This is a genomic window from Larkinella fluvii, from assembly GCF_051857545.1.
In the GTDB taxonomy this organism is placed as follows: Bacteria; Bacteroidota; Bacteroidia; order Cytophagales; family Spirosomataceae; genus Larkinella.
On record NZ_JBPZHB010000007.1, the window covers coordinates 483,303 to 507,682 of the forward strand.

General features: G+C 51.9%; 19 protein-coding genes and 1 tRNA gene. 13 read left to right on the forward strand and 7 right to left on the reverse strand.

Features of this window, described 5'->3' with window-relative positions:
- Positions 1-237: 237 nt before the first annotated feature.
- The 3 genes from ACS5NO_RS21040 to ACS5NO_RS21050 all read right to left on the reverse strand — a co-directional run bounded on the left by ACS5NO_RS21040 (position 238) and on the right by ACS5NO_RS21050 (position 5,188).
- Positions 238-888 carry a response regulator gene (locus ACS5NO_RS21040; protein ID WP_138994049.1) on the reverse strand — a complete coding sequence of 217 codons (651 nt, stop codon included), beginning with the start codon at positions 886-888 and terminating at the stop codon, positions 238-240.
- Between the two features lie 121 nt (positions 889-1,009).
- Positions 1,010-4,240, reverse strand: coding sequence for a ligand-binding sensor domain-containing protein (locus ACS5NO_RS21045; protein WP_439416962.1), 3,231 nt, complete (start codon positions 4,238-4,240; stop codon positions 1,010-1,012).
- Positions 4,241-4,420: 180 nt separating this feature from the next.
- On the reverse strand, positions 4,421-5,188 hold the full coding sequence (locus ACS5NO_RS21050) for an RNA methyltransferase (protein ID WP_439416963.1): 768 nt from the start codon (positions 5,186-5,188) through the stop codon (positions 4,421-4,423).
- Here ACS5NO_RS21050 and tamL point away from each other — a divergent pair.
- The 7 genes from tamL to ACS5NO_RS21085 all read left to right on the forward strand — a co-directional run bounded on the left by tamL (position 5,187) and on the right by ACS5NO_RS21085 (position 13,441).
- A complete protein-coding gene (gene tamL / locus ACS5NO_RS21055) occupies positions 5,187-7,880 on the forward strand; it encodes a translocation and assembly module lipoprotein TamL (protein ID WP_439416964.1) in 2,694 nt (897 codons plus the stop codon). The genes ACS5NO_RS21050 and tamL overlap by 2 nt on opposite strands.
- A gap of 149 nt (positions 7,881-8,029) precedes the next feature.
- Positions 8,030-9,454, forward strand: a complete 1,425-nt coding sequence (gene miaB / locus ACS5NO_RS21060) for a tRNA (N6-isopentenyl adenosine(37)-C2)-methylthiotransferase MiaB (protein ID WP_439416965.1) — start codon at positions 8,030-8,032, stop codon at positions 9,452-9,454.
- 22 nt (positions 9,455-9,476) lie between these two features.
- Complete coding sequence (locus ACS5NO_RS21065) at positions 9,477-10,778, forward strand: sigma-54 interaction domain-containing protein (RefSeq protein ID WP_439416966.1); 1,302 nt, start codon at positions 9,477-9,479, stop codon at positions 10,776-10,778.
- Between the two features lie 49 nt (positions 10,779-10,827).
- Entirely contained in the window at positions 10,828-11,322 is a 495-nt protein-coding gene (locus ACS5NO_RS21070) for an LptE family protein (RefSeq protein WP_439416967.1), read from the forward strand.
- Positions 11,323-11,384: 62 nt separating this feature from the next.
- Positions 11,385-12,254, forward strand: a complete 870-nt coding sequence (locus ACS5NO_RS21075) for a DUF8458 domain-containing protein (protein ID WP_439416968.1) — start codon at positions 11,385-11,387, stop codon at positions 12,252-12,254.
- 56 nt (positions 12,255-12,310) lie between these two features.
- Positions 12,311-12,679, forward strand: coding sequence for a preprotein translocase subunit SecG (secG, locus tag ACS5NO_RS21080; protein ID WP_439416969.1), 369 nt, complete (start codon positions 12,311-12,313; stop codon positions 12,677-12,679).
- Positions 12,680-12,853: 174 nt separating this feature from the next.
- Positions 12,854-13,441 (forward strand): hypothetical protein, encoded by a 588-nt coding sequence (locus ACS5NO_RS21085; protein ID WP_439416970.1) that lies wholly within the window; start codon positions 12,854-12,856, stop codon positions 13,439-13,441.
- A 100-nt stretch (positions 13,442-13,541) separates the two neighbouring features.
- Here the strand turns inward: ACS5NO_RS21085 and ACS5NO_RS21090 are convergent, their stop codons facing one another.
- Positions 13,542-14,333, reverse strand: coding sequence for a DUF2490 domain-containing protein (locus ACS5NO_RS21090; protein WP_439416971.1), 792 nt, complete (start codon positions 14,331-14,333; stop codon positions 13,542-13,544).
- Between the two features lie 122 nt (positions 14,334-14,455).
- On the reverse strand, positions 14,456-14,848 hold the full coding sequence (locus tag ACS5NO_RS21095; RefSeq protein ID WP_439416972.1) for a DUF4870 domain-containing protein: 393 nt from the start codon (positions 14,846-14,848) through the stop codon (positions 14,456-14,458).
- A 94-nt stretch (positions 14,849-14,942) separates the two neighbouring features.
- Here ACS5NO_RS21095 and ACS5NO_RS21100 point away from each other — a divergent pair, with 94 nt between their 5' ends.
- From ACS5NO_RS21100 to ACS5NO_RS21110, 3 genes are all read left to right on the forward strand, one after another.
- The gene (locus tag ACS5NO_RS21100; RefSeq protein WP_439416973.1) at positions 14,943-15,509 is read left to right on the forward strand and encodes a Crp/Fnr family transcriptional regulator; all 567 of its coding nucleotides are present in this window, start codon (positions 14,943-14,945) and stop codon (positions 15,507-15,509) included.
- 86 nt (positions 15,510-15,595) lie between these two features.
- Positions 15,596-16,333: a sterol desaturase family protein gene (locus ACS5NO_RS21105; protein ID WP_439416974.1), complete on the forward strand. Its 738-nt coding sequence runs from the start codon at positions 15,596-15,598 to the stop codon at positions 16,331-16,333.
- Positions 16,330-16,620, forward strand: coding sequence for an Rdx family protein (locus ACS5NO_RS21110; protein ID WP_439416975.1), 291 nt, complete (start codon positions 16,330-16,332; stop codon positions 16,618-16,620). Before ACS5NO_RS21105 ends, ACS5NO_RS21110 begins: the two co-directional genes overlap by 4 nt.
- Positions 16,621-16,893: 273 nt before the next feature.
- Here ACS5NO_RS21110 and ACS5NO_RS21115 read toward each other — a convergent pair whose 3' ends face one another.
- Positions 16,894-20,355 carry a pyruvate carboxylase gene (locus ACS5NO_RS21115; RefSeq protein ID WP_439416976.1) on the reverse strand — a complete coding sequence of 1,154 codons (3,462 nt, stop codon included), beginning with the start codon at positions 20,353-20,355 and terminating at the stop codon, positions 16,894-16,896.
- 274 nt (positions 20,356-20,629) lie between these two features.
- On the opposite strand from ACS5NO_RS21115, the gene ACS5NO_RS21120 reads away from it, so the two are divergent.
- On the forward strand, positions 20,630-20,881 hold the full coding sequence (locus ACS5NO_RS21120) for a hypothetical protein (RefSeq protein WP_439416977.1): 252 nt from the start codon (positions 20,630-20,632) through the stop codon (positions 20,879-20,881).
- A 58-nt stretch (positions 20,882-20,939) separates the two neighbouring features.
- Here the strand turns inward: ACS5NO_RS21120 and ACS5NO_RS21125 are convergent, their stop codons facing one another.
- The gene (locus ACS5NO_RS21125) at positions 20,940-22,325 is read right to left on the reverse strand and encodes an MATE family efflux transporter (RefSeq protein WP_439416978.1); all 1,386 of its coding nucleotides are present in this window, start codon (positions 22,323-22,325) and stop codon (positions 20,940-20,942) included.
- 435 nt (positions 22,326-22,760) lie between these two features.
- On the opposite strand from ACS5NO_RS21125, the gene hflX reads away from it, so the two are divergent.
- Positions 22,761-24,029, forward strand: a complete 1,269-nt coding sequence (gene hflX / locus ACS5NO_RS21130) for a GTPase HflX (protein ID WP_114409768.1) — start codon at positions 22,761-22,763, stop codon at positions 24,027-24,029.
- 76 nt (positions 24,030-24,105) lie between these two features.
- Positions 24,106-24,177, forward strand: a tRNA-Arg gene (locus ACS5NO_RS21135).
- Positions 24,178-24,380 lie beyond the last annotated feature (203 nt).

Below are 24,380 nucleotides of genomic sequence, written 5' to 3' on the forward strand. Positions count from 1 at the left end.
GAACCTAACCAGTGTGGAAATCCCGCAGGAAGGGGGATTTTTTAAAACAAAAAAAACCAGCCGAATCGACTGGTTTTTCTATTTACGTTCATCTCATAGAGTAGGTTCAGAAGGCTCGGAACCTGACTTCATTTTTTGTCGAAACGCACATTGCATTTGCCCTGCCCACGCATCAACATCACAAAAGTACAGCAACGACTGGGCAGCACTCTACCCCATTAGAGGGGATTTTACCGCCTAAATCAGCCTTTCTTTGATGGCTTTCTCGATGGCTTCGGCTTTGGAATGGACTTCCAGTTTCCAGTAAATGTTCTTGATGTGCGTCCGGATGGTCTCTTTGTCAACAAACAGTTGTTCGGCGATGGTGGTGTAACTTTTGCCTTTCGACAGCAACTCCAGCACCTCGGTTTCGCGGGCCGTCAGGGGTGAATTGCGGTTTTTCTGAAACGACGCCACCACCATCCGCGCAATGTTGGTACTCATCGGCGCGCCCCCCTCCTGAATGTCCCGAATGGCTTCCAGCAGGCGCGTAGGCTGCATGTTTTTGGTCAGATAACCGCCTGCTCCGGCGCACAAGGCTTTGAAAACCAGCTCGTCATTTTCGTAGACCGTTACCACGATGATGTTGGTTTTGGGGCGGAGCTTCTTGATTCTGGCAATCCCCTCGATTCCGTTCATGCCCGGCAGTTCGATGTCCATCAAAACCACATCCGGCGAGTCGGAATGAATGTTTTTTAAGGCATCCTCGCAACGATAATACGTATTGATGATCTTAAAACCGTACGTACTATTGATGAGCAAGGCGAACCCGTCGCGAATCAGATTGTCATCCTCCACAATGCAAATCCGGATCGTTTGCGGACTGCGTAACAGTTGAGTTCCATTCATAGTGTGTTCATTAGAGTTTGCAAGGTAATTAACTACTTATTTAGGGCATGTTCCACCGTTATTACACCAACGGGGCAATTGTCTTTACGAAAGGAAGTCGATGAAGCGGGGGCTCGGGCTTTCACCCAATGTGCGGGATGTCCATTCGGAAAATAACCGTGGTTCCTTCCATCATTTCGGACTGAATATCTACTTTTCCGCCAATTTTTTCGGCCCGGCTGCGGATGTTATACAAACCGTTGCCCGTTTTGGCCTTGTTATTTTCCTGAATACCGATGCCGTTGTCTTTCCACAACACTTCGATCCGCCGGTGCAGCATCGCAAAGTGAATCTGCGAAACCGTAGCGTGGGAATGTTTGAGGGTGTTGCTCATGGCTTCCTTAAACAGAAAAATCAGGTGGCGGCTCGTGCCAACCGGCAGAATGGCCTTCCGCAGATCGTCGGTGATGCCAATGGCCTCGAACGTGATCTGACTCCGGTCGAAAACGTCATCCCCAAAATCTTTCAGCCGGATGGCAATTTCCAGAAAATTGTCGTGTTCGGGGTTGATCGCCCAGATGAAATCCTTGGTGCCCTGATACAGCCGGTTGCTGTTGTCGCTGATTTTGGTCAGCAGGGGCGAAATCTCCGCGCCGTGGCCGTTCAGTTTGCTCTTGATGATTTCGGTCAGCATCGAAATCCGGGTGATTGTGTTGCCAAACTCATCGTGCAGATCCTGGGCGGCCATTTTCCGCACGCGCTCGTTCTCTTCCAGTGTCACCCGCTCCAGTTCCAGCAGGTGTTTCACTTTCACTTTGACCCGGTAATTATACACCAGCCAGACTGCTCCGCCGATCACGGTGACAACAATCGCCAGAAACCACCACGTTTGCCAGAAAGGCGGCAAAACCGTGATCGGAATTCGCAGCATATTGGCATCGCTCCAGACGCCGTCGCTGTTGGAACCCCGCACTTTCAGCACATAATCGCCGGGTTTCAGATTCGTAAAACTCACATACCGGCGCACCCCGCTTTCAATCCAGCCGTCGTGGAAACCTTCCAGCATATATGCATACTGGTTTTTGTGCGAGTTGGTATAATCCAGGGCGGCAAACGAAAAAGAAAAGAAATTCTCGCCCGGCCGGATCTCGATCCGCCCCTTCCTGGCCAGCACGCTATCGACATTCACCGGTTTTTCAAACTTCTGAAACGAGGTCAGCACCGTGCGGGGCAGGTGCCGGTTTTTCACCATGCGCGTTGGCAGAAAGCTGACCAGGGAGCCAATACCACCAAAAAACAGCTCACCGTCTGCGGCCTGGTGGTAGGCATTCATATTAAACTCGTTGATGGTCAGCCCGTCGTTGATGTCGTAATTTTCAAACTTCTCGGTCTGCGGATCGAAACACGACAGCCCCAGATTCGTACTCATCCAGATGCGCCCCCGGGCGTCTTCCAGCGCCCCGTAGACCAGCTCATTCGGCAGTCCGTTGCGTTCGGTGTAGTGAATAAACTTCTCCTCGCCCTTCTCGCCATACACCATTTTACTGAACCCTTTGTTGCTGCAAATCCAGAACCGGTCTTTGCTGTCGCGCAGGAACCCCAGCACCTGTTCGCCAATCAGGCTGTTGGGGTCTTTGGGGTTGTTTTGATAATGGGTGATTTTCCCGGTTGCCGGATTCAGTTTATTCAGTCCGAATCCCGTTCCCACCCAAATCATTCCGTTCCGGTCTTCCTGCACGGCGTAGACGATCAGGGCCCGCAAACTGTTGGGGTCTTTCGGGTCATGACGATACGTCGTCACCTGCCCGGTTTGCGCATCGATCCGCCGTAAACTGGAGTAGCCACCCACCCACAGATTGCCTTTTTTGTCTTCGTACAGACTCAGAACGCCGTCGCCTTTTTCGCTGCTTCGCGAACTCATCTCCTTTCCCATTCCGGCCAAACGACGCTCGAACCGGTTTTTCTGCCGGTCATACCGATACAGTCCTTCCGTGGTGCCGATCCACAAATTCGCCCGGCGGTCTTCGTGCAAACACTGAATCCGGTCGCTGCCGAGGGTGTGCGGATCGGCCGGATTGGCCCGAAACCGCTGAACGGCCGATGTCAGCCGATCCACCTGGATCAGCCCTTCGTGTGTTCCAATCCAGAGCTTCCCGGCATGATCCGTCGTGACGGCAAACACCAGCCCGGCCGCCGACGACTGCTGCCGGTTGGTGATCGTGGGCCACTGCCGAAAGCTGTTTTTAGACCGGCTGTAGAGCTGTACCCCCGCGTCGTGTGTGCCGATCCAGACGATGTCTTCCAGCGGTGCAGGGCCTTCGTAAACCACGTTGATGGCGCCGGTTTTCAGCCCTTTTTTGCCAAATAAATCCTCCTGAATGCTGTTGATGTAGCGAATGTGCTGATCACTGACGATTTTAAAGCGGTAGATCCCGTGCTGGGGGGTTCCGATCCACAGCACGTTGTAGCGGTCGATGTGGATTGAGGTGATGGGGCTATCACCCATTCGTTCGCCAATTTCCGGGTACATTTCCGACTGCTTCAATCCCGGATTGATGCGAGCGATGCCACCGGGCGTTCCCACCCAAATCGTCCCGAACGTATCCAGAGTCAAGGTTTTCACCCAGGCATCGGGGAGTTGATACGGCAGCCCGGAGGTGCAGGCCACGAGTTTAACGGGCAACGGTCGGGATGGCTTCAGGTTCGGCGGGGTGATGGGCAACTGCGCCAGACCGCTCGCGGTGCCCACCCACAAAAGGCCGTTTCGGTCGGCCAGCAGGGCGTTGACCATCTGGGCGCGTCGGTCTTCCTCGCTTTCGATGGTGTATTGAACGACTTCGTATTGCGTCGCATTTTTGAAAACCATCCGTTTGAGCCCCCAACTGGTAGCCAGCCACAGGGTTCCGAAACGGTCGGCGGTGATGGCGTTGATAGTCGTCAGGCCGTATCGACGTTGTTTGGGTTCCAGCAAATCCCAAAACCGCCGGAATTTTCCGGTAACCGGATCGTATTGATTCAGGCCGTTGACGGTGCCGACCCAGATTTTTCCGCGGGCGTCCTCATACAACGACATGATCTGGTCGTGTGAAACCGAGCTGCTATCGAACGGATTGTGCTTGTAGTGGGTGATCTGATAACCGTCGTAGCGGTTTAGGCCATCCTGCGTTCCGAACCAGACGTAACCGCGACTGTCTTTCAAGACACAATACACCTCGCTTTGGGACAGGCCGTTATCGACCGAAATCTGATCCAGAAACTGCATCACCGGCCCCCGCGATTCAAAGGAATTTCCCGACGGCAAACTTTTAACCGCCTGGGTGAATGCGGTCACCCAACTGACGCAGAGGAATAGGATGCCTAAAAGTGTTCTCATCGGGTTTGGGGGAGAAAATCCCCCAGTTTCACAAATTTACGCCTTATCCTGTTTTTAATAAATCCCCCATATTGGGTTAAATGTCGTGCAAGTCTTCGGTCGTATTTTTGTAAACAATATGTACATTTAGTTTAGGTTAAGAAAGCAGTAAAAGTAGCCTTGCGTTGAACAGGGCTACTTTTATTTTATGCCCTCCCGACCGGTTTCCCCCCGCCGAAGATTATCACAGATAATGGCCGTGGCAATACCGACATTCAGCGATTCGGCCTCTCCGAAGCGGGGAATGGTAATCCGTTGACTAACAAGCCCCTCCACCTCCGCACTAATCCCGTTCGCTTCATTTCCCATCACCAGATACCCCGCCGTTCCGAAGTCGAGCGAATGAACCGAAGTCCCATCCAGAAAAGCGCCGTAGACCGGGCTCTGTGCCTGCTCGGCCAGAAACGTCTTCAAATCGCAGTAATACCAGGCTACCCGCGTAAAAGAGCCTTTGCTGGCCGAGATCACTTTGGGGTTGTATACATCGGCGGTTGAAAGCGAACAGATCAATTTACGAATTCCGTACCAGTCGGCAATGCGGAGGATGGTTCCCAGGTTGCCGGGGTCGCGGATGTCGTCCAGAACCAGCACAAATTCGTCGGGATCGGCCACTAAAAACCGGTTTTCCTTCGTTTTGACTACGGCCAGTGCACTGTCGTTGACCACCAGCGAGCCCACGCGTTTGAGGTCGTCGGCCGAAACCATTTCCAGCCGAACCCGTTGTTTATCCAGCAGCAGCGCGTTTTCTTTGTAAAAGGGCTCCGTGACCAGCAATACTTCAATCTGATAATCCGACGCACACAGTTCCAGGACATTGATGGCACCCTCGACCAAAAAAGCCCCCAGTTCCTGCCGGTATTTTTTCTGATGGAGTGACTGAATATATTTGCTGAGCGATTTGGAAATCATGGGAAGAAATTACGAAGTAAAGGGTACAAATGATGAATTAGGGAGAAGCCTGCTGTGCCGTAAGCCGCAATTTGCCATTCGTACCGTCTATTTTTTAGTTTTTTGCCTGGTTTTGGGCGTTTCCCTTTCGGGCTGCGTAAGTTCGGAAAATTTACAAAAAAACCAGTATCTGCTCTTTAGTCAGACCGTCCGGGGAAACCGAACCCTGCCCAGTTCCGACTTTGAAGCCCTCATTCCGCAGAAACCCAACCGCCGGATTCTGCGGCTACCCATTACCCCCGCGCTCTGGTTCTACCGCCTGGGATCACGAACCTACGATCAGGAAGCCGCCCAGCGCGCGCTCGAAGCCAAACGCAAAGAATATGACCAGTTTACCGAAAAACCGGACTCCACCAAATCATACCGGAAACAAGAACGGCGCTACAACCGTCAGCTCACGCGCCTGCGCCGGAGAGCCGAAGAAGGCAACTGGGTGATGCGTTCGCTGGGCGAACCACCCGCCTTTTTTGTTGAAACGGAGGCCAAGGAAAACGCGCAGAAAATGCAGCGGTTTTTGTTCAACAACGGTTTTTTTCTGGGCAAAGCGTCGTATTCGGTCGATAGCAGCAAAACGCTTGGACGCCGGGTGCGGGTGACTTATAACATCGTCGAAAACGTTCCGTTTCACCTCAACCAGATTACCTACCAGATTGCCGATCCACGGGTCGATTCCATTGTGCGGCCCACGCTCAACCGCTCAGTTTTGAAATCCGGGGAGCGTTACAACGCCGAAAAAGTTGAAAACGAACGCATTCGGATTGAAGAACTGCTGCGCAACAACGGGTATTACAGCTTCACCCGGCAATACATTCCGCTTCCTCTCGATGTACTTGATGTAGATTCGGCCCAAAAAGACAGCATTGATTCAAAACCTCACAGGCTAAATATGTGGCTGCGGATTGCCAACCCGCCCGGCCAGCCGCAGCATCCGGTTTATACGATCGGCGAGGTGGAAGTCCGGGTGGCGCGGGCCGAAGACCGCTCGTCGCTCGATACGGTTCAGTACCGGGGATTGAAATTTCTGCTGGGCAAACAGAACTACGCGATCCGCCTGCTCGACAGCCGGATTTTCCTGCGCCCCGACAGTGTCTATCGGCTTAAAAATTACCAGGAATCCCAGCGGCAATTGTTCTTACTGAACCAGTTCCGGTTTGCCAACATCAGCTTCACGGACACGACCGGCCGACGGTTACGGACGCGGTTTAATCTGGTACCCATCGACAAATACGAACTCAGCAGCGAAGGCGGGGTTTTTGTTTTGTATCAGGGACAGGGCTATCCGGGGCCTTTCGGGACAGCTTCGTTCCGGGTCCATAATATTTTTGGTGGGCTGGGAACCTTCGAGACGGCATTGCGATACGGTTTTGAAGCACAGACCGGTTTTTCATTAAACAGCAGCGGAATTGGTTTTGCCCAGGAATTGGGCGTAAACACTTCCTTGATTTTCCCTCATATCCTTTTCCCGGGAAAAGCCCGATTTATCTTTAGCCAACTCAACCCCCGCACACAAGTTAGCCTCGGCTATAACTATACCAGCCGCCCCGATTACGGACGACGGCTTTTAAGGACAGCATTGTCTTATAACTGGCTGAAAAACAATACCCATCAATATAATTTTACGGTTGCCGAGATCAACTACTTAAAAGCGACGATAAAGCCGGGAGAAGATGGGCTCGCTTTCCTGAATTATTTAAACACCCAGGACTCCTTAGGAAGTACGATTCGAAAAAGCTTTTTGAGTGCATTTTCTTCCAGTATCGGTTTTACGTATACGTACAATACGAATATTCTGGGGCAAAACCGTCGCGCTAATTTCCTTCGCTTGTCATTTGAATCAGGAGGCACTACCTTAAACTTTTTCAGTAACCAGCAGCTTGAGAGTTTTTTCAATACCACGGCCACATCCGGTTTGCAATATTACAAGTATTTGCGGGGCAATGTTGACTACCGGCATTACATTCCCCTGCGCACCAAAACCACCCTGGCTTTTCGGCTCAATACCGGACTTGTCTTTGGCTACGGAGAAAACAAAACCGCGCCCTATGAAAAGCTCTTTTTTGCCGGTGGTAGCAACAGCATCCGGGCCTGGCTCCCCCGCCGACTCGGTCAGGGTTCGGCCATTCCGTATACCGACGACACCGATATTTTGCTGCCTCAATTTAACCCCAGACGTCCTGGTCAGTTTCGCTACGATTTTGAGCAACCCGGCGATGTCCTGATCGAAGCTTCGGCCGAACTGCGAACGCATCTGTTTCATTTAGGCGGTGATATCAACGGAGCCTTTTTTATCGATGCCGGGAATGTCTGGACGCTCCGCGACAACCCCAACCGGCTGGGCGAAAACTTCCAGGTGCGAAAATCCCCCAGCGAATACCTGTCCCGCAATTTCCTCCAGCAAATTGCGGTGGGAACCGGCATTGGTCTGCGGATCGACTTCTCTTTCTTCATTATCCGACTGGATGGGGCCATTAAAGTCTACGATCCCGCCCGCTATTTCATCTATGAACCTGACCGAAATGGGTACGTTGTGGAGGGAAAGCGGCCAGGCGAATTCATCGACGAGCGGTATTTTCTCCCCAAATTCCGGTTCGATAAAATGTTCAAAGGTCCCAACCCACTCGTTATCAACTTCGGGATTGGCTATCCGTTCTAATATCACAAGTCATTACCTGACAAACTGTCACAGTTCCCCAAAATCTTCGTAACTTTGAAACTCAATTTTAGGAGTTTTCGGTTACTCCCATGACGTGTTTTGGAAATCTAAAACAGGAACGGGATTTCCAGTCGATGACAATACAACTTATGGAACGCATTACGGAGACATTAGCCATACTGACGGAAGCGGATAAAACGGGCGCGGACGAACCACGGGTGCTGGAAGAAGAACTGGCCGTGGGCAAGAAGCGGCTGTATATTGAAAGCTACGGTTGCCAGATGAATTTTTCAGACAGTGAAATTGTCGCTTCGGTGATGCGGAATGCGGGTTTTGCCACCACGGCTTCCGCCGACGACGCCGATGTGATTTTCCTGAATACCTGCGCCATCCGCGACAATGCCGAACAGAAAGTCCGCAACCGGCTCAAGCAATTGAACATCCTCAAAAAACGGAAACCGGAGTTGCTGGTCGGCATGTTGGGCTGTATGGCTGAACGGCTGAAAGCCAAATTGCTGGAAGAAGAGAAAATGGTGGACATCGTGGCCGGGCCGGATGCCTACCGCGACATTCCGAAGCTGGTGGAAGAAGCCGAGTCGGGCCAGAAAGCCGTCAACGTCTTCCTGTCGCGCGAAGAAACCTACGCCGACATCTCACCCATCCGCCTGAATTCCAACGGCGTAACGGCGTTTATCTCCATCATGCGCGGGTGCGACAACATGTGCAGTTTCTGCGTGGTGCCCTACACCCGGGGTCGCGAACGGAGCCGCGATGCGCACTCCATCGTTCGGGAAGCCCGCGACCTGGCTGCGGCTGGTTACAAAGAAGTTACCTTGCTCGGGCAGAATGTCGACAGTTACAAATGGACGTCGGAAGACGGTTTGGAAAAAGTAAACTTTGCCCAACTGCTCGAACGCGTAGCCCTGGTCGATGCCGACCTCCGCATCCGGTTTTCGACTTCGCACCCGAAAGACATCACCGACGAGGTGCTGTACACGATGGCGAAATACGACAACATCTGCAAATACATTCACCTGCCCGCGCAGAGTGGTAACGACCGGATTCTCAAGCTGATGAACCGGACCTACGACCGCGCCTGGTATATGCAGAAAATTGACCGGATCCGGGCCATTCTGGGCGAAGATTGCGGTATTTCGCACGACATGATTTCCGGTTTTTGCTCCGAAACGGAAGAAGAACACCAGGATACGCTGTCGTTACTGGAATACGTCCGGTATGACTACGGCTACATGTTTGCTTACTCGGAACGCCCCGGCACCCCGGCTGCTAAAAAATACGCCGATGATGTGCCGTATGACATTAAACTCCGCCGGTTGAATGAAATCATCGCCCTGCAGCGGGAGTTGTCGCTCGAACGCAACCAGCGGCACATTGGTCAGGTTCAGCGGGTGTTGATCGAAGGGTTTTCCAAACGCTCCGACGATTTCCTCTGCGGGCGGAATGACCACAACAAAATGGTAGTTTTTCCGAAAGGAGATTATCAGAAAGGTCAGTATGTCAACGTGTTGGTAACGGATTGCACGGCGGCCACGCTGCGGGGCGTTACGGTTTAAGAGTTCCCCTTTTCCAGTATTTATGAATGTAAAAGAAATCCAGTCGGTTAAGCTGCGGTTCGGTATCATTGGTAACGCACCGGCCCTGAACTACGCCATCAACGTGGGAATTCAGGTCGCAGCCACCGATTTGACCGTACTGATCACGGGCGAAAGCGGCAGCGGCAAAGAGTCTTTTTCGAAGATTATTCACAGCCTCAGCAGCCGCAAACACGGCCAGTTTATTGCCATCAACTGCGGAGCCATTCCCGAGGGGACAATTGATTCGGAACTCTTCGGCCACGAAAAAGGCTCGTTCACGGGGGCCGTCGATCAGCGGAAAGGCTATTTTGAAACCACCAATGGCGGCACCATTTTTCTGGATGAAATCGGCGAAATGCCGATGGGCACCCAGGCCCGGCTTTTGCGGGTGCTCGAAAACGGGGAATTCATTCGCGTGGGTTCGTCGAAAGTGCAAAAAACCGATGTGCGGGTGGTAGCGGCCACCAACGTCAACCTGCTGGCGGCCGTCGAGCAGGGCAAGTTTCGGGAGGATTTGTATTACCGCCTGAATACCGTGCCGATTTACGTGCCGCCCCTGCGCGAACGGGGTGACGATATTGAGTTGCTGTTCCGGAAATTTACGACGGATTTCGCCGAACGGTATCGTATTAAACCGATTCAGTTGTCGGAAGCCGCCAAACAGGTGCTTCTGCGCTATCCGTTTCCGGGGAACATTCGCCAGCTTAAGAACCTTGCCGAGCAAATTTCCATTCTCGAATCGGAAAACAATAAAGTCATCGAAGCCGAAACCCTGGCGAAGTATCTGCCGCCGGTTTCGTCACAATCGTCCCAGTCGCCGATGGTGCTGCCGGGCGGCCATTCTGACAACAATTTCTCCGAGCGCGAATTGCTGTACAAGGTGTTGTTCGACATGCGCCGGGATATGAACGAATTGAAACGGCTGGTGCTCGATGTGTTGAAAAACGAAAAAAACGGCCACGAAATCCTGAATAACCACAAGGATTTGTTCGATACGCTTCAGGCGGGCGAGCTGACGCCGGAACCGGAGCCAGCCTTACCCCGCCTGCTGCCGCCCGCCAATCTGATCGACGTGGATGAGTATGACGAAACCGACGCTACCAATGATGTGACGGTGGAAGACATCACCCACGAAACCGAAGAAGACGATTCGCTGTCGCTGGAGAAAAAGGAAAAGGAAATGATTGTCAAAGCCTTACGCCGGAATAACAACAAAAGGAAATACGCAGCCCAGGCACTCGGCATCTCCGAACGGACGTTATACCGGAAGATTAAACAATATCAAATCGATGAAGAAGACTAGAAAAGTTAAGAGTTATGAGTTAAAAGTTAAAAGTTACAGTGCTAGAGCGTTGGTTTTATTCTTCATTCTTAACTCTTCACTCTTAACTCTTTCCTGCGGAAAGTATTCGTTTACCGGCACAACGCTCGATCCGAATATCAAGACCATCACCGTCAACACCTTCACGACTTCGGCGGCTGGCGGCCCGGCCAACCTGACGTTGACGTTTACGGAGAAGCTGAAAGAATATTACCAGCGGTATACCAACATGAAAGTGGTGCCGTCCAACGGCGACATTGTACTGGAAGGTTCCATTACCGGCTACGACGTTTTGCCCGTGGCGGCAACGGCTTCGGATCAGGCGGCACAGAACCGTTTGCAGGTCACCGTTCAGGTGCGGTTTTCCAATTCGAAAGACGAAACGAAGAATTTTGACCAGCCTTTTTCATTTTACCAGGATTTTCCGGCCAACCAGACGCTCACCCAGAGCGAAAGTCGGCTGGTACCCAAAATTCAGGATCAGTTGGTGTTGGATATTTTCAATAAAACAGCCGCAGACTGGTAGAAACCCGGTTTCATTTTGTTAAATTTGACCAAAGCGACACCACCTCCCTACCCTTCCATCCAATGAACAAATTGGACAAAGAAACCTTTTCCTTCTGGGTAACTCACCCCGAAGAACTGTTACCCACTGATTTACAACAATTAAAGGAGGCCATTGCCGCTTACCCCTATTGTCAGTCGCTGTACTTGCTCGCGGCCAAAGCCACCTCTGTGCACCAGAAAAGTCACGCCATTGAGTATGTCCGGCAGGCTGCCGCCCATGCCCTGAGCCGCAATGCGCTGCGAAAACTGATCGAAAATGAATTTCAGTGGTCTGAAAACCTGTTGAGTCGCCTGAATGAGTTGTCGCTCAAGCAGGTGCCTATTCCCGACGATTACACGAAAGAAAGCTACGAATTGTTCAAACGGAAAGCGGAGCAAACCCATACGTTTTTCGCCAATCCCATTTTTGATTTTGCCAAATCGGTGGGCGAACTGCCGGTCGTGGAAAGCCCCGAGGACGAGGTCGACAGCCCCCCTGAGACAAAGGAAGTAATTTTACCGATGATCGACGAAGTGATTATTGCGGAGAAAGTCCTCCAAACGACGCTGGAACAACAGGAAGCGACCATCGAGGATCCAAAACCGGATTCGGTGCCGGACCCCGAGCGACACCGTCAACTCCTGATTATCGAGGATTTCATCAAACGGGAACCCATGATCCAACGTCCACGGATGCACACCAGCGAGCAGGCCGACCAGGAAGACCTGACCCGCCGGATGCCGGCGAATTCGGGAGCCCCCATTACGGAAGCCTTCGCCCAGATTCTGGCCCGGCAAGGGAAGTCGGAGCGCGCGATTGACATTTACGTGAAACTTATGTTGAAAAATCCGGAAAAAAAGGTTTATTTTGCGGAGAAAATTGAGGCCCTGAAGAAGCCAAAAGATCAATAAACGACTCCTTTTACTTAACAATACGCTTACTTAAATAACCGCAAGGGCAAATCGAAATGCTAACGGCAATCATTGTATTAATTTGTATCTGTACCGTACTTCTGATTTTAGTAGTACTCATTCAAAATTCAAAAGGGGGCGGTTTGTCCGGCGAATTTGGTGGCCTCGGCTCCAACCAGTTGATGGGGGTTAAAAAAACCACCGATTTGCTGGAACAGATTACTTGGGGACTCGGTATCGCCATCATGGTATTGACACTTTCTACCTACATCGTGATCGACCGGAATCCCGTTGGCTCCACCATTAATAGCGCCAATGTGGATGCTGCGGCTACGAAAACGGTTCCGGGAGCTGGTTTGCAAGCGCCTGCTCAACAACAAGCGGCTCCGGCAACGGCACCCCAAAGCGGAACAGCACCTAAATAATCCGCTCCGCCCGGAAAATTTCAGAAAATCTAAGCCATTGACTTTCAGACCTGTAGGGACTAATCCACCATGCAGGTCTTTTTTTGATCATATTTTCTGGTTCAGAAAGTATAAACCCGCGGATCGGTTTCGTTGTAAAGGCAGGTTTTGCATCCTGAATCTTCGTCCAGCCTGATGAAAAAAAGTGCCTTTGCGCCGATTGCCGCCCTTTTCTGTTTCGTTACCGCTTCCTGTCATCGTCCCTATGCACGATACCAGCCCATCCCCGTCGAGTCGTTTCGCTCGTCCGGCATCCCCAAACCGGTGATCGCCGAAACCGATTCGGTTGTCGTTCAAGCCATCGAATGGCCCCGAGTTGCAAAAGCTCCCGAAGAATCCGAAGCTCCGCTGCCGGAATTTCACGCATCGTCAGCCGTGGTTCCGCCCAGCCGGTCGGTTCAGCACCACGCCCGGCAAGCTACGTCAACGCTGGTCAATCAAGGATTGAGCACATCCGAAACGAATGCCTTACCACAACCCCGGCCTAAAACCGGCAAGAAGAAAACGCTGCGGGAAATTCTGGGTCTGAAACCCCGGAAGAAACTCAACTGGTGGCAACGCATCCCGTGGCAACTCAAGGCATCGATCCCAGTTATTGGTGTCGCCATCGTTTTTGCCATTCTGAACATCACCATCCTGGCCATCATCTTTGGCGTCCTCGGTGCTTTCCTGCTCATTCGCGGGATGAAACGATCCTTCAAAGTCCGCCGACCGTGGTTTTGAACTGGTTTACGGTATTCAGTTTACGGTTTACGGTGGATGACGCATGCTTTCTTACTCTTGCGTCAGCCACCGTAAACTGAATACTGAATACCGTAAACCGTCAGTCCATTTGCGTCGGCAGCCGCACCCGCTCGCCATTTTTGCGGTGGAGACGATACATAACCGATAGCACTACGTTATTTTTATCGCCAATATTGACCGGAGCCTGGTCGTATTGATTGACCCAGCCCGCCTGAATGATCCAGTTGCGGTCGATCTGGTAACCCAGGCCGGCATAAACCCGGTTTCGTTCGAGATGGGGTGCCTTGAAGTTCAGAAACAGTTCATCGTAAATTGATACGAACACGGTTTTGGGTTGGATGGTCATGGCATTCAGCGGAATCATCAGGTTCATCCGGTAACGAACCCGGTTGCGGAACCGGCCCTGAATCGCCACGTTTTCCGGTGTCGATTCCCCAAACCACCGCTGCTCGACCCGGTAACGGTGTTCGAACTTCAACCGCTCGACATTCTGGCTCATCGTAATCTGTTCCCACAGGCGGGTTTCGAGAATCTGCGGGCCGTCGGCCAGATCCCGGAAATTATAGGTATGATACCGACCGGTGGCCACCATCGCCGAAAAAGCCGGGCCTAAATCGTAGCTGATTCCTCCTTTTACTTCGTAGTAATTGACCTGATCGAAGAGGGTATTTGACCGCACCTGACCCTCGACAAAACCGCCCCAGCCCCGTTCGCGGGCGGGAAGTTGAACCGTGCCGATAAACCAGGTGCCCAAGGGTTGCGGTTTCGGCTGTGCCTGGACGGCATATGGAAAGAGAAATAAGCACAATCCCGCCAATCGACGGGCCATTTTCAAAAAACCGTGGCCGGGCAAAACGTCGGATAAAGGCACAAATTTATTCACCGCGGTTGGCGGGCCAGAATAGGTAGAGATCATTGAAGGTGACTTGGTGTCGTAATTTCCAGCAAAAATACGAAACCCGTTACCCGAAAAAAACATCGGCGACCGAATGGTCAGTTAATAAAGCGAAAGGTGAACGGATACTTGTAATATTCGCCATTATTGGCTTTCACCCCGGCAATCACGGAGAAAACAAGACTCAGGATGCCCAACACAATCAGAATGGGAAGACCAATGACGACAATGATCAACAGCAGGGCAATGCAAAATGCAATCGTCATCGTAATCTGAAAATTCACGGCTTCTTTGCCGTGATAATCGACGAACGCCGATTTGTCTTTCTGAATCTGCCAAACCACCACGGGGCCGATGACGTTGCCAAAGGGGATGATAAAACCGGCTAAAGCACTGAGGTGGGCCAGCATTCCCCACAGGCGCTCGTCGGAAGGACTGAGGGGGGGCACCGATGACGGAGGCAGCGGGTTGTTGTAGGGTTGGTTTTCCATGATCGTAAGTGATTTAACAACAACCAAGTACGAGGAAAGAAATGATTTTTGCAATCTTTGTTTAAAAATCCCTTCGTTGGGTCAATCTACCGAAATGGAAACCTTATTGAGTGCCATCCGGCATCTGCAACCCATCTCCGAACCCTTGGAAAGCGCGTTGCGGCAAACGCTCCGGCGGCACGAACTGCCCCGGCGGCACTGGCTGCTGCAACCCGGACAGGTGAGCGAGCGGATTTTCTTCATCGAAAAAGGGGGCGCCCGCGGGTATTACCTGAAAGACGACCGGGAAGTAACCTCCTGGTTTATGAAGGAGTCGGATTTCATTATCTCCATCGTTAGCTTTTATTCCCGACAACCCGCTCAGGAATACATTGAATTACTGAAAAACAGCGTGTTATGGTCCATAACGTACGACCAGCTTCAGCGGTTGTACGACGTCTTCCCCGAATTTAACAAAGTTGGACGCTTACTGACCGAACGGTATTATTTGCTGAGCGAACGACGGACGCAGAATCTCCGGATGCAGTCGGCTCAGGAACGATATACGCAGTTGCTGGCTGATTTTCCGGATATATTTCGGCGGGTTTCGTTGAAACACATTGCCTCCCACCTGGGTTTGTCACCGGAAACCGTGAGTCGGTTACGGGCCAATATAGCCTGAATGGCTCGAACCGAATTTGATATTTATCAATTTTTCACAGACTGGCAGTGGGTTACTTTGGCTGTTCACCAAACCCCGCTACGGCCATGCTACCGGTTATTTTTGTCACCTTCGCTTTCTGCTTTCTGCTCGAACGGTTTTTCCCCGGCTGGAAATTACCGCCGGTTCCGACCTGGACCATCCGCGTCCTGGCGGTTAATTTCATTCAGTTGCTGGTGGTTCTGCTGGCGGGTTATACATGGGAACAGTGGTTGTCGAGCCATTCGCTGTTCGCGTTGTCCGACCATGTCAATCCGGTTTGGGGTGGAATCATCGCCTATTTCATCGCTACCTTTGTATTTTACTGGTGGCACCGCTGGCGGCATACGGTCGATTTTCTCTGGACGCACTTCCATCAGATTCACCACAGTCCGCAACGGATCGAAGTTATTACCTCGTTTTACAAACACCCGCTGGAAATGACGGTTAACTCGGTGATTGGCAGTTTGCTGGTGTATACGTTACTGGGCTTGAGTCCCGAAGCTGGTGCAATTTACACGCTTTGCACCGCCTTGGGTGAGTTTTTTTACCACACCAACGTAAAGACACCCCGCTGGATCGGTTATATTTTTCAGCGCCCCGAAATGCACCGGATTCACCACGAGTACAATAAACACACCAACAATTACGGCGATATTGTCTGGTGGGACATGCTGTTTGGAACCTATCAGAATCCGAAAGAGTTCACCTCAACGTGTGGTTTTGACAACGACAAAGAACAGCAGTTGAGCGACATGTTACGCTTTCGGGATGTTCACAAAAATCCAACCGAGAAAAGAGAATGAAACCCATTGTTACCCTCGAATACTGCCCAAAATGTGGCTGGCTGATGCGCTCGGCCTGGATGGCGCAGGAAATATTAACCACGTTTACCGAAGATGTTCACGGTGTAATGCTCCACCCGTCGGAAATCAGTGGGCGGTTTTCGGTTCAGATTGATGGCAAGAAAATTTTCGACCGGAAGGAAGCAGGGCGGTTTCCGGAGATCAAGGAGTTAAAGCAACTGATCCGGGATGTGGTCAATCCGGAAAAATCGCTTGGTCATTCGGATAAGTTACCCCCAACCCTCTAAAGGGGCTTTAGCGGAACCGTGCCCGCTTACAGGAAAATAAATCCCGTAGGAATGTTCCTTCTTGTAGAAACCGTACCCTTTTACAAATGAGATGAATCCCGTAGGAATGTTCCTTCTTGTAGAAACCGTACCTTCTTACAAAGAGATGAATCCCGCAGGGATGCTCCATTTTGTAACAATTCGGCCGGGCAACCCTACCGGGTTGTTTGGATTTCTGCGGACGCGTTTGTGACAAAATGAATCATCCCGACGGGATTGTTTTTTATTTTCCTGTTACGCCAATTCCACAACCCAGTCGTCCTGCACCACCACCGTGCCCTCTTTCAGGATCACCTGTTTGACGGTTCCGGCTTTCGGCGCGGCCACGATACTTTCCATTTTCATGGCTTCGATGACGAACAATGGCTGGTTTTTGGCGATGACATCACCCGGTTTGACTAGAATTTTGGTCAGACGACCCTGCAACGGAGAACCCACGTCGCCATCCTTGCTGACTTTGGCATTGGCCTCAAACTCGACTTTCTGCGACCGGTCGCGCACCTGAACCTGGCGGCTTTGGCCGTTGAGTTCAAACGTTACCATCCGGTTACCATGTTCGTCGGGTTCCGACACATACAACAGCCGCACAAGAATATTTTTGCCCTCATCGATCTCGATCAGGATTTCCTCGTTTTCCTTTAAACCGTACAAAAAGGCCGGGGTTGGAATGATGCTGACGTCGCCGTGTTCCTGAACGGCCTTGTAATATTCTTCGTAGACTTTCGGATACATCTGATACGAGAGGTAATCCAGAAAGCCCTCGTTCATCGGAAACTTCTCCTCAAACGTTTTGAAGTCTTCCTCAAAATTAATGGGGCTCAGTTTTTCATTCGGACGACCGGTCAGCGGTTCTTCGCCTTTCAGAACGATCTCCTGAAGTTCGGGCGGAAAACCGCCGTAGGGCTGCCCTAGTTCGCCTTTGAAAAAGCCTTTGACCGATTCCGGAAATGAAAGCGATGCGCCTTTCTTCATGACATCCTCCGCCGTCAGGTTGTTGGACGTCATGAACAGCGCCATGTCGCCCACCACTTTCGACGATGGTGTCACCTTGACAATATCCCCGAACATCTTGTTGACAACCACGTAGTTTTTCTTCAGCGTTTCGAACTTATCGCCCAGCCCCAGTGCAATCGACTGCGGTTTCAGGTTCGAGTATTGCCCACCCGGAATTTCGTTCTGGTAGACCTCCGCACTACCGGCCTTCATGCCCGACTCAAACGGATAATACCATTCCCGAACATCTTCCCAGTAGTTGGAATAGGCATTCAGCGAATTTAGGTTAATCGCACTTTCGCGCTCATGGCCCTGCAACATCGCCACCACCGAGTTAAAATTGGGTTGTGACGTCAGCCCCGACAAAGCGCCCAGCGCACAATCCACAATATCGACTCCGGCATCGACCGCTTTCAGATACGTTGCCGCCTGAATCGACGAGGTGTCGTGCGTGTGCAGGTGAACCGGGATGTTAACGGCCTGCTTCAGTTCCCGCACCAGCACCTCGGCGGCCAGCGGTTTCAGCAAACCGGCCATGTCCTTGATGGCCAGCAAATGAGCCCCTTCATCTTCCAACTGCCGGGCCATATCGAGGTAATACTGTAAGGTGTATTTCTTCTGATCGGGAGCCAGCATGTCGCCGGTATAGCAAATCGCGGCTTCGGCCAGCGCATCGGTGCGTTCGCGAACAGCTTTGATGCTGACTTTCATGGCTTCAACCCAGTTCAGGGAGTCGAAAATCCGGAAAACGTCGATGCCGGATTCCCACGATTTTTCCACGAATTTCTCAATCAGGTTGTCCGGATAAGCTGAATAGCCCACTGCATTGGAACCGCGAAACAGCATTTGCAGGAGCATATTCGGCATGGCTTCGCGGAATTTCTTCAAACGCGTCCACGGATTTTCGTGCAAAAACCGCATGGCTACGTCGAACGTCGCGCCCCCCCAGACTTCCATCGAGAACAATTCCGGGTGGTTTTTGGCGAAACCTTCGGCCACATTCATCAAATCTTTCGTTCGGACCCGCGTTGCGAGCAGCGACTGGTGGCCGTCGCGGAAGGTGGTGTCGGTATACAAAACCGGTTTCTGATCGCGCACCCATTCCACGAACTTATCGCGTCCTAGTTCCGTCAAACGGTCTTTGTTTCCTTTCGGATAGTCGCCAAACCGGTCAAAAATCGGAATAACCGGCGTCCGGAATTTTTGGGTTGGCCCTTTCGATCCCGGTTTCACTTTCACTTCCGGATTCCCGTTGACGATCACATCAGCCAGGTAATTCAGCGCACGCGTCGAGCGGTCTTTCGGTTTGCGGAGGTCAAACAGTTCGGGGTGGTTTTCGATGAACGACACCCGGGCATCACCCGCCTGAAAAATCGGGTGATCGATCACGTTCAGCAGGAACGGGATGTTGGTTTTTACCCCGCGAATCCGGAATTCGACCAATGCCCGTTTGAGCCGTTGGGTAGCTCCCCGGAGCGTTCGACCCCGGGCCGAAACCTTCACGATCATCGAATCGAAATACGGCGAAATTTTTACGCCGGGATACGAGCTGCCTTCGTCGAGCCGAATACCAAAACCGGCCGCGTTGCGGTAGGCAATGATGGTGCCGAAGTCGGGACGGAACCCGTTGGCGGGGTCTTCGGTCGTAATCCGGCACTGGATGGCGTAGCCGTTCAGCGGTATTTCGTCCTGGTGGTTGATGTAAATACCGTTGTCCGACAATTTATACCCCATCGCAATCAGAATCTGCGTCCGCACCAGGTCAATCCCGGTTACTTCTTCCGTGATGGTGTGCTCGACCTGAATCCGCGGATTGACTTCGATGAAGTAGATATTTTCCTGTTTATCGACCAGAAATTCCACCGTACCGGCATTGGAATAATTGGCCTGTCGCCCAATTTTCAGGGCATATTCGTACAGTTTATTTTTCGTTTGCTGCTTCAGACCAAACGAAGGTGCTACTTCGACAACCTTCTGAAAACGACGCTGAACCGAGCAATCCCGTTCGTAGAGGTGGACAATATTTCCGTGCGTATCGCCCAGCAACTGCACTTCGATGTGTTTGGGATCAATGACGAATTTTTCCAGGAAAATCGTGTCATCCCCAAACGCATTCTTCGCTTCGTTGCGGGCTTCATTGAAAGATTTTTCAAATTCCCCTTCTTCCCGAACCACACGCATGCCACGACCTCCCCCACCGGCAACGGCTTTGATCATTACCGGAAAACCGATTCGTTTGGCCTCGGAAATAGCGATGGTGTAGTCTGATATATCGATCCGGCTGTCGGGAATCATCGGCACATCGGCTTTGGTCGCCAAGTTTTTGGCCCGGACTTTATCGCCCAGCGCTTCCATGGCTTCCGGCGTCGGACCCACGAAAATGATGCCTTCTTCCCGGCACCGGCGCGCCAGCGTCACGTTCTCCGACAAAAAGCCATAGCCCGGATGAATGGCATCGATTTTTTTGTGTTTCGCCAGCTTGATGATGCCTTCAATGTCCAGATAGGGTTTCAGCGGTTCGTCGTCGCGACCAATCTGGTAGGCTTCATCGGCTTTGTAACGGTGAAGTGAATACCGGTCTTCGTAGGTGTAAACGGCGACAGTAGTGATTCCTAACTCGGTAGCGGCCCGCATGATGCGGATGGCGATTTCGCCCCGGTTGGCGACGAGCAGGCGATTAATCGGGCGAATGTAATCTTTCATGGGTCCCAAAAAATGCAGGATGGGGTTTCGAAACTGGTGAACAATGCAGCAAGTTTAGGGAAAAGTTTGTAAAAATCAGGTTTTACCGAAGGTTCATTGGAAAAGACTGGTTTTTCGTAAAATAATACAGCTTTGATTGTAACTACACAGGATTGACTCCTCACCACGCCAAATATTTATGTATCCAGGGACCATTCACTCACTATTTCCGTTTACCGACCGCCGTGGCTTCAAATTTGTCAGGTTTTAGTGATACCATCCTACCCTTTCTTTCATGTGGCTCTACATCTCCCTGTTGTCGTCGCACGGCGAGAAGTTCACGGTTAAGCTCTTTTCAACGGAGATCGACCATCAAATAGAACTCGTCAACCAATTGTATACTGCTGGTTTTCAGATGATTTCGGCGTTCCTGATCGACCGGGAAGGAAAACGAACCGATTTGCCGCTGGAGGCATTCGACGGAGCGCCCATGGCTGCGAACCTACAGGAGTTGAAACTGACCTATTTACAGATTTTGCGTATGTAGTGGGTTAGCGGGAAGGCCGGTCAGCAGTTTTTGCTGAAAAACCGCTGACCGAATCCTGTTACACCTTCACCAATTTCCAGCGTCCCCGGCGGAAAACCAAAACTGCAATCACCGCCAGCAACGATTCACTGAAGGCCACCGACCAGAACACGCCTTCCGGCCCCCAGTTAAATGTATTCGCCAGCAAGTACGCCAGCGGTATTTCGATCACCCAGAAACAGACTACGTTGATGAGCGTTGGCGTTCGGGTGTCCCCGGCTCCGTTCAACGCCTGGCTGATGACCATGCCGTAGGCGAAAAAAACGTAGCCCAGACAGAAAATCCGCAGGCACTGCACCGCAATATCCACCACCTTCGGGTCGCGGTTGAACAGGCCGACAATTTCGCTGGCACCGGTGTAGAACAATATACCGACCCCCAGCAGAAACAGCATGTTACAGAAAGCCGCCCGCCAGGCCGAGGTTTCGGCCCGCTCGGGTTGTCCCGCGCCGAGGTTCTGACCAACGAGCGTTGCAGCCGCGTTCGCCATGCCCCACGACGGCATGATCGTGAAAATCATGATCCGGATGGCAATCGTATAGCCCGCAACGACATCGCTGCCGAAGGTTGAGAGGATCCGCGTCAGGAAAACCCAGCTCGCCGAACCCACCAGAAACTGCGCCGTTCCGCCGGCGGCAATGCCCAGCAAGTTGCGGATGATGCCGGTATGCGGCCGAAAATCCGTGGCAGCGACCTGAACGATGCGGCCGTTGCGCATCAGACTATACAATTGGTAAACCGCCCCCGCCGAGCGTCCAATCGTAGTGGCAATGGCCGAACCGACCACGCCCATCTCGGGAATTGGACCCCAGCCGAAGATAAAAATGGGACAAAGCGCAATGTTGAGTCCGTTGGCAATCCAGAGCGACCGCATGGCCGTGGAAGCTTCCCCCGCGCCCCGCAAACACCCGCTCAGGGTATACAGCAGGATAATGGCGGGTGAACTAGCGAATATCAGCCGCGTAAAACCGGAGCCGTTGGCAATAAGCTGCTCGTTGCCGCCCATCAACCGCAAAATATCTTCCGCAAAAACCGCCCCCGGAATGCCGATGACCAGGGCAATTCCGATGGAAACGAGAATCACCTGCGCCACCGATTTGCCGGCTTCGCGGGCGTTGCCTTCGCCGACACGCCGGGACACCAGGGCCGTAGCGGCCGTACTCAGCCCGATGGCGATGGAATAGACAATGGTCAGAACCGACTCGGTCAGGCCCACGGTGGCAACGGCTTCCGTACTGATTTTGGCAACAAAAAAGACATCGACGACCGCAAAAAGAGACTCCATCACCATCTCCAGAACCATCGGGACCGACAGCATGAAAATGGCCCGGTTGATGCTACCGGACGTATAATGATTTTCTGTACCGCGCAAAGCGGCTAGTAACAGGCGAAAAAATTTCGTCATGGCATGAAAATGGGAAACAGGCGACGGAATCGCCGGGTAATACACAGCTTGAATAAGGAAATGTCAGATCGTCGGTCGGTCAGACAGGACGATTGAAGGAAACGTGGAGGGGACCCTTAGCGGGTGAGGGTGTTCATGGGCTTTTCGCTTTGAGACTGCAAATGTACTGAAAGATTTTAGCCAAAAAAGAAAGTTTGAGGAAAACGTATTATTTTTTTGAGAATAAAAGCGTAACTTTGTACCGCTTAAAGGTAGTACGCCCATGAACCTATTTGCCGATTTCGGCCCCTTCCGCTTCCGCTAAAAACCGTTTGTGTATTCCACGGTTATATTCTTTATTCTCACGTAATTTAAGGTTATTGGACCCGGGATCGGCGATTCGTGCGTCGAATCGGTGCTGTGATCCGTTCAGTACCTTCCTAACTAGTTTCCTCTATGATTGAAAATCACAAACAGCCCGAAACTGCGGTGCTGGTGGCCCTGGTAACGCAGAAGCAGTCGGCCGAAAAAACCCAGGAATACCTGGACGAACTGGCCTTTCTGGCCCAGACGCTGGGTGTCATTACCGTCAAATCGTTTATCCAGAAACTCGACCAGCCCGATACCCGAACGTATGTGGGAAAAGGCAAACTGGAAGAGATTCGCACGTTCGTGATTGACAACCCGGTCGATATGGTCATTTTTGACGACGATTTGAAGCCCTCGCAGGTTAGAAACCTGGAAGCGGCTTTCACCGACGTCAAAGTGCTGGACCGGAGTCTGTTGATTCTGGACATCTTCGCGATGCGGGCACAAACCGCCCAGTCGAAATTGCAGGTTGAACTCGCTCAGTATCAATATATGTATCCCCGACTTACCCGGATGTGGACCCACTTAAGCCGGATGAAAGCCGGGGTGGGAACGCGGGGTCCGGGTGAAAAGGAACTCGAAACCGACCGCCGGATTGTGCAGGATCGGATCGCGTTTCTGAAGGAAAAGCTGGAAAAAATTGATAAACAGAGCTACACCCGGCGCAAGGAACGAGACCGGCTGGTGCGGGTTTCGCTGGTGGGCTACACCAACGTAGGCAAGTCGACGCTGATGCGGACGCTCGCCAAAGTGGAGGTGTTTGCCGAAAACAAGCTGTTTGCCACGGTCGATTCCACGGTTCGCAAGGTCGTGCTGGGTAATATCCCGTTTCTGTTGACCGACACCGTCGGTTTTATTCGCAAGTTGCCTACGACGCTGGTCGAAGCCTTCAAATCGACGCTCGATGAGGTGCGCGAAGCCGATATTTTGTTGCATGTCGTGGATGTTTCCCATCCGTCGTTCGAAGAACACATTGGGATCGTCAACGATATTCTAACGGAAATCGGGGTCGGTGGTCCGGCGGGAGAAAAACCAACGGTATTGGTTTTCAACAAAATAGACCAGTTTGAACCCCGCGACGAGTGGATGCACCAGGAGGACGATTTTGACGACGATCTGCCGGTGGCGATTCGGAAACAAACCGCCCTCGATTATTTGAAAAAGACGTATTTAACGCAAAAAGCGGAGCACGTTGTTTTCATCTCGGCGGAGACGCGCGAGAACATCGAAGAGCTGCGTAACCTGCTGTATGCCATGGTGAAAGAGAAGCATTACGCCATCTACCCCAACTGGCTGGAGGTGCCGCTGGGCAACTGGGCCGAGGAGGCCGATGATACCGGTAATTTTGGTAAATAACAGATTTCTAAGCATTTTTGCGTATACTACGAATATTCAAACCTGAAAGGTCCGAAAGACCTTCCAGGTTTTTTCTGGTCTCATAGTTCAACGGATAGAATAGAAGTTTCCTAAACTTTAGATCTGGGTTCGATTCCCGGTGGGACCACGAATATTTCAAGAAAGTGCCTATACGCGCTGCAATGGCACTTTCTTGGTTCCTAATATGTGATTGGCAAGTTGTCTCCCCTTTGTTTTAGATCGGTCTGCACCGATAGCCCGAACCTGGCCCACTCGCTTTCGGCGCTGTGGTGGCTGATGTCAGCGTAGCGATTGCTGTGGTTAGTCATTTCACCCTCCCCAGTCAGGGGT